General features: G+C 66.6%; 12 protein-coding genes. 10 read left to right on the top strand and 2 right to left on the bottom strand.

Annotation, left to right across the window (positions count from 1 at the left end):
- Nucleotides 1-11 precede the first annotated feature (11 nt).
- The 5 genes from L0966_RS02795 to recO all read left to right on the top strand — a co-directional run bounded on the left by L0966_RS02795 (nt 12) and on the right by recO (nt 3,973).
- Entirely contained in the window at nt 12-401 is a 390-nt protein-coding gene (locus L0966_RS02795) for a DUF1622 domain-containing protein (RefSeq protein ID WP_234050316.1), read from the top strand.
- Between the two features lie 173 nt (nt 402-574).
- Nucleotides 575-1,327 (top strand): signal peptidase I, encoded by a 753-nt coding sequence (gene lepB, locus L0966_RS02800; protein ID WP_234050317.1) that lies wholly within the window; start codon nt 575-577, stop codon nt 1,325-1,327.
- Nucleotides 1,328-1,332: 5 nt separating this feature from the next.
- Complete coding sequence (gene rnc / locus L0966_RS02805; RefSeq protein WP_370640604.1) at nt 1,333-2,034, top strand: ribonuclease III; 702 nt, start codon at nt 1,333-1,335, stop codon at nt 2,032-2,034.
- Between the two features lie 107 nt (nt 2,035-2,141).
- Nucleotides 2,142-3,128: a GTPase Era gene (era, locus tag L0966_RS02810; RefSeq protein ID WP_370640634.1), complete on the top strand. Its 987-nt coding sequence runs from the start codon at nt 2,142-2,144 to the stop codon at nt 3,126-3,128.
- A gap of 113 nt (nt 3,129-3,241) precedes the next feature.
- A complete protein-coding gene (recO, locus tag L0966_RS02815) occupies nt 3,242-3,973 on the top strand; it encodes a DNA repair protein RecO (RefSeq protein ID WP_234050319.1) in 732 nt (243 codons plus the stop codon).
- Here recO and L0966_RS02820 read toward each other — a convergent pair whose 3' ends face one another.
- Entirely contained in the window at nt 3,974-4,264 is a 291-nt protein-coding gene (locus L0966_RS02820; protein ID WP_234050320.1) for a hypothetical protein, read from the bottom strand.
- A 334-nt stretch (nt 4,265-4,598) separates the two neighbouring features.
- Between L0966_RS02820 and parC the strand changes: the two genes are divergently transcribed.
- Both parC and L0966_RS02830 read left to right on the top strand, forming a co-directional pair.
- Entirely contained in the window at nt 4,599-6,845 is a 2,247-nt protein-coding gene (gene parC, locus L0966_RS02825; RefSeq protein WP_234050321.1) for a DNA topoisomerase IV subunit A, read from the top strand.
- Between the two features lie 93 nt (nt 6,846-6,938).
- The gene (locus tag L0966_RS02830) at nt 6,939-8,657 is read left to right on the top strand and encodes a chloride channel protein (protein ID WP_234050322.1); all 1,719 of its coding nucleotides are present in this window, start codon (nt 6,939-6,941) and stop codon (nt 8,655-8,657) included.
- Between the two features lie 117 nt (nt 8,658-8,774).
- Here L0966_RS02830 and L0966_RS02835 read toward each other — a convergent pair whose 3' ends face one another.
- A complete protein-coding gene (locus L0966_RS02835; protein WP_234050323.1) occupies nt 8,775-9,353 on the bottom strand; it encodes a flavodoxin family protein in 579 nt (192 codons plus the stop codon).
- Between the two features lie 167 nt (nt 9,354-9,520).
- Here L0966_RS02835 and L0966_RS02840 point away from each other — a divergent pair, with 167 nt between their 5' ends.
- From L0966_RS02840 to L0966_RS02850, 3 genes are all read left to right on the top strand, one after another.
- Nucleotides 9,521-9,835 (top strand): septum formation initiator family protein, encoded by a 315-nt coding sequence (locus tag L0966_RS02840; RefSeq protein ID WP_234050324.1) that lies wholly within the window; start codon nt 9,521-9,523, stop codon nt 9,833-9,835.
- A gap of 161 nt (nt 9,836-9,996) precedes the next feature.
- Nucleotides 9,997-11,010 (top strand): pyruvate dehydrogenase (acetyl-transferring) E1 component subunit alpha, encoded by a 1,014-nt coding sequence (gene pdhA / locus L0966_RS02845; RefSeq protein ID WP_234050325.1) that lies wholly within the window; start codon nt 9,997-9,999, stop codon nt 11,008-11,010.
- 294 nt (nt 11,011-11,304) lie between these two features.
- On the top strand, nt 11,305-12,669 hold the full coding sequence (locus L0966_RS02850) for a pyruvate dehydrogenase complex E1 component subunit beta (protein ID WP_234050326.1): 1,365 nt from the start codon (nt 11,305-11,307) through the stop codon (nt 12,667-12,669).
- Nucleotides 12,670-12,677: the final 8 nt, after the last annotated feature.

Below are 12,677 nucleotides of genomic sequence, written 5' to 3' on the forward strand. Positions count from 1 at the left end.
GGCGGGGGGCGATGGATCATCTTCTGAGCGGGCTGCTGCACTGGACCACCCGCGGCATCGAGGTGGCGGGCACGGTGGTCATCGTGTTCGGCATCCTGATGGCCGCTTATGCCTTCGCGCGCGATCTTATTCGCGGCCGGTCGAGCGCGGAGGCTTTCCGTTCCTGCCGGTCGTCCCTGGGCATGGCCATCCTGCTGGGGCTGGAACTGCTGGTGGCGGCGGACATCATCTCCACCGTGGCCATTGAGCCCAGCCTGGAAAGCCTCGCCGTGCTCGCGGGCATCGTGGTCATCCGAACTTTCCTCTCCTTCTCACTGGAAGTGGAGATTGAGGGCCGCTGGCCCTGGCAGGCGCCGGCCAAGGGCGAGACGGCGCGACAGGCCGCGCGCAACAAAGCGTGAGGCCCGCGAGCGACCAAATCCGGTCCTGACGCAGGGGTGCGCGTTGCCGCCGCGCCGGGAAGCCTCTATAGGGTGCGAACGCATTTGGCCGGGGTGGCTTTCGGCCGCGCCGTCCTCAGTTTCGGCGCAGTTTGCTGCACCCTGCGCACCGTTCTCATTTTTTCGGACCCTCGATGACCGCGACCAGCGATTCGAAGAAGGACGGCGGATTCCTCGAAACCGTCCAGGTGATCGTCCAGGCCCTGCTGATCGCTCTGCTGATCCGCACGTTCCTGTTCCAGCCCTTCAACATCCCCTCGGGGTCCATGAAGGATACGCTGCTGATCGGCGACTACCTGTTCGTTTCGAAGTACAGCTACGGCTATTCGCGCTTCTCCATCCCGTTCTCGCCCAACCTGTTCTCCGGCCGCATCTTCGGCGAGCAGCCGACCCGGGGCGACGTGGTGGTGTTCAAGCTGCCGCGCGACAACGAGACCGACTATATCAAGCGCGTCATTGGCCTGCCGGGCGACAAGATCCAGATGATTGACGGCTGGCTGCACATCAATGGCGTGCCTGTGAAGCGCGAGCGCCTTCCCGACGTGACCGAGGACGACGGCACCGGCCGGCCCGTCCCCGTCAAGCGCTGGCGCGAGACGCTGCCGAATGGCGTCTCCTATGAGACGCTCGACCTGGTGGACAACGGCTTCTACGACAACACCCCTGTCTATGAAGTCCCGCTGGGCCATTATTTCATGATGGGTGACAACCGCGACAATTCGGCCGACAGTCGTGTCTTGAGCCAGGTCGGCTACGTGCCGTTCGAGAATCTCATCGGCAAGGCGCAGATGATTTTCTTCTCTATCGATGAGGGCGCGTCGGCCTGGCAGGTGTGGACATGGCCTTGGACGGTGCGATGGGACCGGCTGTTCAAAATGGTGAATTGACCAGAGTGTTCGAAGATCTCTCCGGCCTCGAAGAGCGGATCGGCTATGCGTTCAAGGATCGGGCGCTGCTCGACCTTGCACTTTCCCACATCAGCGCTGTGAAGGGTGAGGCGCCGCGCCTGCGCTCCTATCAGCGCCTGGAATTCCTTGGGGACCACGTGCTGGGCTCCGTGGTCTCGCACATGCTCTATGCGGCCTTTCCCGGCGCGGAGGAGGGCGAGCTTTCGCGCCGCCTGGCCGAGCTGGTGCGCGAGGAAGCGTGTGCGGATGTCGCGGCGGACATGAATCTGGGCGCCCACATCCGCCTCGGCCCGGGCGAGACCCAGTCCGGCACCCACAAGCGGCGCGCCATTCTGGCCGATGTCACGGAAAGCGTGGTGGCCGCGGTGTTCCTCGATGGCGGCTACGGCGCTGCCAACGTTCTGGTGGAGCGTTATTGGCGCCACCGGCTGGAAGCTCCGCGCCGGCCGCTGCGCGATGCGAAAACCGTGCTTCAGGAATGGGCACAGGGGCGCGGGCTGCCGCCGCCCTCCTACCGCGAGGTGGCGCGCTGCGGCCCGGACCACGCGCCCCGCTTCACCGTGGCCGTCGATCTGCCGGGGTTGACCCCGGTGGAGGCGGAAGGATCATCAAAGCAGGCGGCGCAGAAGGCCGCCGCCTCCGCTTTCCTGGTACGGGAAGGCGTGTGGGAAAAGAATGCGAGCTGAGCATGACGAACAAGCCACGTGATCCGGGCGAACACGCCGTGCCCAGCAAGACCCCGGCGCCGGGGCGGACGGAGGCGGACGAGGAGGCCCTGCGCGAGCAGCAGCGCCTGGAAGCCGCCGAGGCCGACGACTTCGACGACGATGACGATTTCGACGATGACGAGCCGGTGGCCGAGGAGGCTCCCCAGCCGGTCGGCCCCACGCGCTGCGGCTTCGTCGCGCTGCTGGGCGCGCCCAATGCGGGCAAGTCGACCCTGACCAATGCCCTGGTCGGCACGAAGGTCTCCATCGTCTCCCACAAGGTGCAGACCACGCGCTCCATCGTGCGGGGCATCGCCATCGAGGGCTCGTCCCAGGTGGTGCTGGTGGACACGCCCGGCATCTTCGCGCCCAAGCGGCGGCTGGAGCGCGCCATGGTGGCGAGCGCCTGGACCCATGCCGCCGATGCCGACGTCATCGCCCTGCTGGTGGACGCCAAGCGCGGGGTGGATGAGGAGATCGAGGCGCTGATCGCGCCGCTCTCGGAGATCCGCCGTCCGCGCGCGCTGATCCTCAACAAGATCGATCTCATCCGCCGCGACACCCTGCTGGCCCTGGTGACGGAGCTCAACGAGCGCCTCCAGTTCGAGCGCGTCTTCATGGTCTCCGCCCTGACCGGCGATGGGGTGGACGATGTGCGGACCTGGTTCGCGCAGATGGTGCCGCTCGGCCCCTGGCTCTATCCCGAGGACCAGATCTCCGACGCCCCCATGCGCATGCTGGCGGCCGAGATCACCCGCGAGAAGATGTTCATGCGCCTGCATGACGAGCTGCCCTACCGCTCCACGGTGGAAACCGAGAGCTGGAAGGAGCTGAGGGACGGCTCCGTGCGCATTGAGCAGACCATTTATGTGGAGCGCGAGAGCCAAAGGAAGATCGTGCTCGGCAAAGGCGGGACGGCCATCAAGACCATCTCCTCGGAATCGCGCGCCGAGCTCGCCGAGATCCTGGAAGTGCCGGTGCACCTGTTCCTGTTCGTGAAGGTGCGCGAGAACTGGGCCAACGACCCCGAGCGCTATCGTGAGATGGGGCTGGAATTCCCCCGCGGGGACTAAGGCGTTTCCGCGCGAAGTGGGAATCCGCTCGCGCGGGGAAATGCGTGAAAGCAAGGGGACGGACCGTTTCGCTGAAACACTGAAGCGGTCTGGCGGCCCGAAAGGCTGATGCCGTGGAGTGGAACGACGAGGGCATCGTGCTGGGCGTGCGGCGCCACGGCGAGGCCAATGCCATCGTCGAGCTGCTCACCGCCCGGCGTGGCCGGCATCTGGGCATGGTGCGGGGTGGGGCCTCGCGCCGGCAGGCCCCCATGCTCCAGCCCGGCAACACGGTGAGCGCCACCTGGCGCGCGCGGCTGGACGAGCACATGGGCAATTTCGCCCTGGAACCGCTCGTGATTCGCGCCGAAGCCCTCATGCGCGCGCCCCACGGCGCCTATGGCATCACCCACATGGCGCACCTGCTGCGCCTGCTGCCGGAACGGGACCCGCAGGAGGGTCTCTACGCCACACTGGGCGCAATCCTGGACGCCTTCGACGCTGCGCCTGCCGCCGGCATGCTGCTAGCGCGGTTCGAGCTGGCCTTGCTGGGGGAACTGGGCTTCGGGCTGGAGCTGGAAGCCTGCGCGGCCACCGGCCAGCGGCACGACCTCATCTACGTTTCGCCGAAGAGCGGGCGGGCGGTCTGCAGGGAGGCGGGCGAGCCCTATGCGCCGCGCCTGCTGCCATTGCCCGCCTTTTTGGTGGGGCAGGGTACCCATCCGTCCGCATCGGAGGTGGAGGATGCCCTGCGCCTCACCGCTTACTTCCTCCAGCGCCGGGTGCTGGAGCCGCGCGGCCTCGGCTTTTCCGAGGCGCGCGGCCATTTTATTGCCTCCTGGCGCCGGGAGATGCCTGCTGGCTGATCACCACCAATAGGGCCGGGGCGGCGGCGGTCCCCAGAACGGGCGCGGCCTCGGCGGCTCAACCCAGATGCTGCCGCAGCGGGTCACCCAGTGCCAGCGCCCGCCCCACCACCGCCGTTCGCGCCAGCACCGGCGCACCCAGTAGACATTTTCCGGCTTCACCTGAAGATCGGCGGGCCCCGCCAGAGCCGGAGCCGCGTTACCGAGCGTGCCGGCGGACGCCGCCGGTATGTGCGCACCCAGCAAGCCGAGCGCGACGATGCCTCCTGCCGCCCAAAGGATCTTTCGCATCACACTCTCCTGTGCATCAGCAGGCACAGGGCGTCGTCCACCCCGCGCCCATGCCTTGAAAACCCTAGCGGAGGAGGGCGGCGGCAGTTAGGCCAGTTTTGGTATAACGGTATGCAAATGAACGATAAATCGGTCTTTGCCTACCGCTTCGATGAACCGTTGTTTACCCTTGCGGCGCTTGTGTGCCTTCCGGCACCTCCGCCCCCCGCCGCCCGCGCGGCGCCAGTGTCGGGCGGCCCGGAGGCCGAAGCGGGGGCGGGCGAGCCGCCCGCCTGCGAAGGGGTGGGCGCATAATCGCCTTGTCGTGCCTTCGCGCGCGCGGTACTGCCTGCTTATGGCCACCCGTACCCTTCCGCCCCCCGCGCCTCCCGGTGGGAATATCGAGAACGTCGCGCTGAAGGCGGCGCTGGAAGAGCGCTACCTTGCCTACGCTCTGTCCACCATCATGCACCGCGCCCTGCCGGACGCGCGCGACGGCCTGAAGCCCGTGCATCGGCGCATCCTGCACGCCATGCGCCAGTTGCGGCTGGATCCGGGGCAGGCGTTCAAGAAGTCCGCCCGCGTGGTGGGCGACGTAATCGGCAAATTCCATCCCCATGGTGACCAGTCGGTCTATGACGCGCTGGTGCGCCTCGCCCAGGATTTCGCGCAGCGGTATCCGCTGGTGGATGGGCAGGGCAATTTCGGCAATGTGGACGGCGATAACGCCGCCGCCATGCGATACACCGAGGCCCGCCTTACCGAGACCGCCCGCCTGCTGCTGGACGGCATCGACGAGGATGCGGTGGATTTCCGCCCCACCTATGACGGCTCCGAGGAAGAGCCCGTGGTGCTGCCGGCGGCCTTCCCCAACCTGCTCGCGAACGGCTCCCAGGGCATTGCGGTCGGCATGGCCACGTCCATTCCGCCCCACAATGCGGCCGAGCTGCTGGATGCGGCCCTGCATCTGGTGGAGCACCCCAACGCGCTCGCCGTGGATCTCCTGAAATACGTGCCGGGTCCCGATTTCCCCACCGGTGGCGTGTTGGTGGACGATCCGGTGGGGGTGGCGGAGGCCTATGCTACCGGGCGCGGCTCGTTCCGGGTGCGCGCGCGCTGGAACAAGGAGGAGACGGGCCGCGGCACCTATGTGGTGGTGGTCACCGAGATCCCCTATGGCGTCGCCAAGTCCCGGCTGATCGAGAAGATCGCCGAGCTGCTCACCGACAAGAAATTGCCGCTGCTGGCGGATGTGCGCGACGAGAGCGCCGAGGATATCCGCGTGGTGCTGGAGCCCCGCTCCCGCACGGTGGACGCCGAAGTGCTGATGGAGAGCCTGTTCAAGCTCACCGATCTGGAAGCGCGCGTCCCGCTTAACATGAACGTACTGGTGCGCGGCCAGGTCCCCAAGGTGCTCTCCCTGGCGGAGGCGCTGCGCGAGTGGCTGGACCACCGCCGCGAGGTGCTGCTGCGCCGCTCGCGCTATCGGCTGGACCAGATCGCCCATCGCCTGGAGGTGCTGGGCGGCTATCTCATCGCCTATCTCAACCTCGACGAGGTCATCCGCATCATCCGCGAGGAGGACGAGCCCAAGCAGGAGCTGATGCGCACCTTCGAGCTGACGGACGTGCAGGCGGAAGCCATCCTCAACATGCGCCTGCGCTCCCTGCGCCGCCTGGAGGAGATGGAGATCCGCAAGGAGCACGACGCCCTGTCCAAGGAGCAGGACGCGCTCACCAAGCTGGTTGGCTCCGAAGGGGCGCAGTGGAAGGCCATCGCCAAGGAGATCCGCGAGACCCGCAAGATCTATGGGCCCGAGACCGCGCTCGGCAAGCGCCGCACCACCTTCGCCGCCGCTCCGGAGCTGGGCGAGGAGGCCTTCACTGAGGCGCTGGTGGAGCGCGAGCCCATCACCGTCGTGGTCTCGCAGAAGGGTTGGATCCGCGCCCTGAAGGGGCACCAGCAGGACCTGTCCAACCTCCAGTTCAAGACCGACGATGCGCTCGGTCACGCCTTCTTCGCGGAAACCACCTCCAAGCTCATGGTGTTCGCTAGCAATGGCCGCTTCTTCACGCTGGAAGCCTCAAAGCTGCCGGGCGGGCGCGGCCATGGCGAGCCCATCCGCATGATGATCGACCTGGAGCAGGAGGCGGAGATCGTCTCCGTTTTCGCCCACCAGCCGGAACGCAAGCTGCTGGTGGCCTCCAGACAAGGCCGGGGCTTCGTGGTGGCGGAGGACGATTGCCTGGCCACCACCCGCAAGGGCAAACAGGTGCTGGTGACCGACCCGCCGGATGCAGCCCTGGGGGTGCGCTTCGTAGAAGGCGACTGGGTGGCGGTGATCGGCGATAATCGCAAGCTGCTGCTATTTCCTGTCAACCAGATCCCGGAAATGACGCGCGGCCGTGGCGTGCGGCTGCAGCGCTATCGCGAGGGCGGGCTTTCCGACATCAAGGTGTTCCCCATTTCCGGCGGCCTCACCTGGGAGGATTCCTCCGGCCGCACCTGGACCGTTACCGAGCTTCTCGACTGGCAGGGCGAGCGGGCGACCGCCGGCCGCCTGCCGCCGAAGGGCTTTCCGCGCACCAACAAGTTCTCCTGAGCGGCTGCCTTCGGCATGGTCGCGCCACCTGACCAAGCCGAAGGCGCGCCGCGCGCGCCTACCCGGGGCCCTCTCGCGCCCCTATGGCTGGCGGTGCGGACCCAGGTGCGGGCCCGCGAGGTGTTCCTTGTGGTGCTCTCGGCGGTGATCGGCATCGCGGCGGGGGCGGTCGCCACCGCCATGAGTTTCGGCACCCAATTCCTCCATGAACTGCTGTTCGCCCTGCCGGCCGGGGAGCGCCTGAGCGCATCGCCGGCGCTGATCTCGCCCTGGCTCGTCCTGGTGCCGGCGGCGGGGGGACTGATGATGGGGCTCATTGCCCTGGGGCTGAAGCGCTGGCGGCCCCATCCCATCGTCGACCCCATTGAGGCCAATGCGCTGCACGGCGGGCAGATGTCCCTGACCGACAGCATCATCCTGTCCCTGCAAACCATGGTGTCCAACGGGTTTGGCGCATCGCTGGGGCTCGAGGCGGGCTATAGCCAGATTGGCGGCGGCATCGCCTCGCGTCTGGGAGCCATCTTCGATCTGCGTCGCAACGATCTGCGCATATTGGTGGGGGCGGGAACGGCGGCCGGGCTCGGCTCGGTGTTCGATGCGCCGCTGATGGGCGCCTTCTATGCCTTCGAGCTGATCATCGGCACCTATTCCATTCCCGCGGCCGTGCCGGTGCTGACCGCCGCCATGGGGGGCGTGCTCACGGCGCGCACCCTGGGCCTGCATGTGGAGCCGCTGGCCATCGCCCACCTGCCGCCGGCGGAACCGAGCCAGGTGCTGCTGTTCGCGCTCCTGGGCCTGGTGGCGGGCGTGGTGGCCATCGTCATCATGCGGCTCGTCACCACGGTGGAATGGCTGTTCGCCCACAGCCGGCTTCCCGCGCCCCTGCGCCCGGCCCTGGCCGGGCTCGCCGTAGGGTGCCTCGCCCTCTATTCGCCGCAGGTGCTGTCCGATGGCCACGGCGCGCTGCATGAGCAGGTGGGCAGCGCGGTCACATGGTCGGTGGCCATCGTGTTTGGCTTGAAGATGGTGGCTTCCGCACTATCGGTCGGGTCGGGGTTTCGCGGGGGCCTGTTCTTCGCATCCCTGTTCCTGGGGGCGGTGATGGGCAAGCTCTATGCGGCCGGGCTCGAGCTGCTCTTTCCCGGCCTCGGGCTCGCGCCGGCGCTGGCGGCGGTCGTGGGCATGGGGGCCTTGGCGGTGGGCGTCATCGGCGGCCCGTTGACCATGAGCTTCCTGGTTCTGGAAATGACGGGGGATCTCACCCTGACCGGGCTGGTGGTGAGCACGGCGGCCGTCACCTCGCTGATGGTGCGGGAAACCTTCGGCTACTCCTTCTCCACCTGGCGGCTGCACCTGCGCGGCGAAACCATCCGCAGCGCCCAGGACGTGGGCTGGATGCGTGACCTGACCGTGGCCGCGATGATGCGCACCGACATGCGCACCTTCCCCCATGATGGGACCATCGGCGCGCTGCGTACGGCCTTTCCTCTGGGCTCCGTCCGCGTGGTGGTGCTGGTGGACGGGGCGGGGGCCTATGCCGGTCTCGTGCGCGTTTCCGAAGGATATGCCGCGCGCCGGGACGTGGCGGAACCCGTCCGCGTCATCGCCCGGCACGGCGAGAGCATGCTGCTGCCAGCCATGAACGTGAAGGAAGCGGCCGAGGCGTTCGAGGCGGCAGGGGCAGAGGAACTGCCGGTGGTGAGCGATATCGAGTCGCGCCAGCTCGTAGGCCTGCTCAGCGAATCCCATGCCCTTCGCAGCTATGCGGAGCGCTTGGACATGGCGCGCCACGGCCTTGGCGCGGAGGATTAAGCGAGGCTCTGGCTTGGCGCCAAAACTGTCCTTGAGCGCCAAAGACCATCCCGAACGCAAAAAGCCCGGGCACGGCCCGGGCTTTTCGATCCTACGCTAACTCAAGACTGCGGCTGCTCAGGCGCCCTTGGTCCAGCGCACAGCGGCCTCGGCCACGCGCTTGCCAAGATGAGCGGCGGTCTTGCGGTCGGCCTCCGGGGGCATCACGTCCGCGCCCTGGTCCACGTTGGACTGCGCGAAGGCGCCGCCGAAGCCACCCAGGCGGTTCAGGTCGTTGACCGAAGCGGTGGACGAGTTGTTGCCGGGATGCAGGCCCAGGCCCACCCAGATCATGCCGTGCTGCTGGGACAGGGTGATGAGCGCCTGCAGGCCCTGAAGCTTGTCGCCGTTCTGGCTGCCGGAATTCACGAAGCCGGCGGCCAGCTTGTCCTTCCACGCCAGCGACATCCAGCGCTTGGAGCTCTTCTCCGCGAAGCCCTGGAATGCGGCGGAAACGTTGCCCATGTAGATGGGCGAGCCGAAGATGATGGCGGCGGCACCGTCCAGCACTTCCCAATTGGCATCCACATCGTCGACGGAGATGAGAACGCCGTCCACGGCTTCCACTTCCTTTACGCCGGCGAGCACGGCTTCGGCCTGGGCCTTCGTGTGGCCGTAGCCGGAGTGATAGACGATGGCGACAACGGGCTTCGACATGATTTGTCTCCCCAAGGTTGGGTCGGTGGTTCGTTCGGCCCCTTTTTGACGTGCAATTCTGACGCTTACCAGACATTCATCCGCAAGCCATTTATGCAAAAATGCAAACATGACGCGGCCGCCGCGCCTTAATGCGATGGAAACCAGGGCGTGGAACAATCGCGCCCATGCAAAGCCGCTCCCGCCTTCGATCCGCTCTAGCGACCCTGGCCCTGCACATCGGGGCGGCCGGGCTCATCGCCTATTTCGCCTACAATGCCTATACGGGCGACCATGGCCTTGTGGCCCAGCGCACGTATGAGCAGGAGACTCAACGCCTCGAGGCCCAGCTTGCGGAGCTCAAGACTCAGCGCATGGCCCTTGAAAACAAGGTGTCGCTGCTTGCCGCCACGCGCCTCGATCCCGACATGCTGGATGAGGAAGGCCGCCGCCAGCTGAACTTCATCCACCCCAAGGATCTCGTATTGCTTCGCAGCAAATGAACTGAATTTTGGTTCATATGAGGTATGAACTTATAATTGGTTCATTCCTTCAGAATCAAGAGTTTGCAAGGTGTTGCGGTGCAATATTTTCAATTCCCGCTTTGCGTGTGCGGGAAGGTGCGCTAGAGAGTCCGCGATTTCAGCGCATCCAGAGGTCGCCGATGGCTCCCAGGAAATCCGCCGCACGCGCCGCCGCAGCCGCGGGCGGGACTGCAACCTTCACGAAAGACGATGAGCTTTTCGCTTATCGCGAGATGCTGCTGATCCGCCGCTTCGAGGAGAAGGCGGGCCAGATGTATGGCATGGGCCTCATTGGCGGCTTCTGCCACCTCTATATCGGCCAGGAGGCCGTGGTGGTGGGCATGCAGATGTCCATGAAGGATGGTGACCAGGTCATCACCGGCTACCGCGACCACGGCCACATGCTGGCCGCCGGCATGAACCCTGACGGCGTCATGGCCGAGCTCACCGGCCGCCGCGGAGGCTACTCCAAGGGCAAGGGCGGCTCGATGCACATGTTCAGCATCGAGAAGCAGTTTTTCGGCGGTCACGGCATCGTCGGCGCCCAGGTTTCGCTGGGCACGGGCTTGGCCTTCGCTGACCGTTACAAAGGTAACGGCGCCGTCTCGGTAACCTATTTCGGCGACGGTGCGGCCAATCAGGGCCAAGTCTATGAGAGCTTCAACATGGCGGAGCTTTGGAAGCTGCCCGTCGTGTACGTGATCGAAAACAACAAGTACGCCATGGGCACCTCGGTGACCCGCTCCTCCGCGCAGCCGGATTTCTCCAAGCGCGGCGTGTCCTTCAACATTCCCGGTGAGCAGGTGGACGGCATGGACGTGCGCGCCGTGCGCGCTGCCGCCGAGCGTGCTCTGGCCTTCGCCCGCGAGGGCAACGGGCCCTACATCCTGGAAATGCAGACCTACCGTTATCGCGGCCACTCCATGTCCGACCCGGCGAAGTACCGGTCGAAGGAGGAGGTGCAGAAGATGCGGACCGAGCACGATCCCATCGAGCAGGTCCGCGCGCGCCTGTTGAACGATCACGGGGCGACCGAGGAGGAGCTGAAGAAGATCGACGCCGAGGTTCGCGACATTGTCGCCGCCGCCGCCGATTTCGCCTCCCACGATCCGGAGCCGGATCCCGCCGAGCTCTACACCGACGTGCTGCGCTGAGGGCGCGACGATGGCCGCGCCCGCGCTCCCCACGCCCACCGCTCCGGCGGTAAAGGCGGGACGGCGCGTGGGTGTGGCCCATGCGTGCCCCCAATTGGCGACCGGGCACCGGCTGGAAGGGCAGGGTGAGGGGCTCCCCGTCCGCCTGTCCCGCCGTTCCCGGCAGCCGGTGGCGACCAGAGTGATGGCCGCTACCCCGGTGCCTTACGCGTCCATTCCCTTGAACCATTCGCGCGCGTTCGCGAGGCGTTATCCGCCCGCGTCCGCAGCGCCGCCGAGCAAGAGCTGACTGCCATGGCCACTGACGTCCTCATGCCGGCCCTGTCTCCCACCATGGAGAAGGGCAACCTCACCAAATGGGTGAAAAAGGAAGGCGACACCGTCAAATCCGGTGACGTGCTCGCCGAGATCGAGACCGACAAGGCCACCATGGAAGTGGAGGCCGTGGACGAGGGCGTGCTCGCCAAGATCCTGGTGCCGGAAGGCACCCAGGACGTGGCCGTAAATACGCCCATCGCGATCATCGCCGCCGAGGGCGAGGACGTGAGCGCCGCTCCGGCCGCGGCCCCCGCTCCGGTGGCTGCTCCCGCCGTTGCCGCCCCCGCCACCGCGGCTCCGGCCGTCGCCGAGCCGGTAGCGGTCGCGCCGAGCGATCCGGAAGTGCCCGCGGGCACCGAATACGTCACCATGACCGTACGCGAGGCCCTGCGCGATGCCATGGCCGAGGAGATGCGCCGCGACGGCGATGTCTTCGTGATGGGCGAGGAGGTTGCCGAATACCAGGGTGCCTACAAGATCACCCAGGGCCTGCTCCAGGAGTTCGGTGACCGCCGCGTCATCGACACCCCCATCACTGAGCACGGCTTTGCGGGCGTGGGCGTGGGCGCGGCCTTCGCGGGGCTGAAACCCATCATCGAGTTCATGACCTTCAACTTCGCCATGCAGGCGATCGACCAGATCATCAACTCGGCCGCCAAGACCCATTATATGTCGGGCGGGCAGGTCAGCTCGTCCATCGTGTTCCGCGGTCCTAATGGCGCCGCTGCGCGCGTGGCGGCCCAGCACAGCCAGGATTATACCGCCTGGTATTCCAATGTGCCCGGCCTGAAGGTGATCGCGCCCTATTCGGCTGCCGACGCCAAGGGCCTGCTGAAGGCCGCCATCCGCGATCCCAACCCGGTGATCTTCCTGGAAAACGAGATCCTTTACGGCCACTCCTTCGAGGTGCCGAAGCTGGATGACTACGTGCTGCCCATCGGCAAGGCGCGGGTCGCGCGGGCGGGCAAGGATGTGACGCTCGTCTCCTTCTCCATCGGCATGACCTATGCCCTGAAGGCGGCGGACGAGTTGGCCAAGCTGGGTATCGAGGCCGAGGTGATCGACCTGCGCACCATCCGCCCCATGGACGTGGAAACCATCGTCGCCTCGGTCAAGAAAACCGGCCGCTGCGTCACGGTGGAGGAGGGCTGGCCGCAATCCGGCGTCGGCGCCGAGATCGTCGCCCAGCTGATGGACAAGGCTTTCGACTATCTCGACGCCCCGGTGCTGCGCATCACCGGCAAGGACGTGCCCATGCCCTATGCCGCGAACCTTGAGAAGCTGGCCCTGCCTACGGTCGCCGAGGTGATCGAGGCCGTGCACGCCGTGACCTATCGCTGAGGGGGAGC

It is taken from the genome of Xanthobacter sp. NM-59 (genome assembly GCF_021401125.1).
GTDB lineage: Bacteria > Pseudomonadota > Alphaproteobacteria > Rhizobiales > Xanthobacteraceae > Xanthobacter.

Bases quoted from the DNA above. Each gene is read 5' to 3' on its own strand.
- L0966_RS02795 (WP_234050316.1), top strand. From the start codon at position 12: ATGGATCATCTTCTGAGCGGGCTGCTGCACTGGACCACCCGCGGCATC.
- lepB (WP_234050317.1), top strand. From the start codon at position 575: ATGACCGCGACCAGCGATTCGAAGAAGGACGGCGGATTCCTCGAAACC.
- L0966_RS02820 (WP_234050320.1), bottom strand. From the start codon at position 4,264: ATGCGAAAGATCCTTTGGGCGGCAGGAGGCATCGTCGCGCTCGGCTTG.
- parC (WP_234050321.1), top strand. From the start codon at position 4,599: ATGGCCACCCGTACCCTTCCGCCCCCCGCGCCTCCCGGTGGGAATATC.
- L0966_RS02835 (WP_234050323.1), bottom strand. From the start codon at position 9,353: ATGTCGAAGCCCGTTGTCGCCATCGTCTATCACTCCGGCTACGGCCAC.
- L0966_RS02840 (WP_234050324.1), top strand. From the start codon at position 9,521: ATGCAAAGCCGCTCCCGCCTTCGATCCGCTCTAGCGACCCTGGCCCTG.
- pdhA (WP_234050325.1), top strand. From the start codon at position 9,997: ATGGCTCCCAGGAAATCCGCCGCACGCGCCGCCGCAGCCGCGGGCGGG.
- L0966_RS02850 (WP_234050326.1), top strand. From the start codon at position 11,305: ATGGCCACTGACGTCCTCATGCCGGCCCTGTCTCCCACCATGGAGAAG.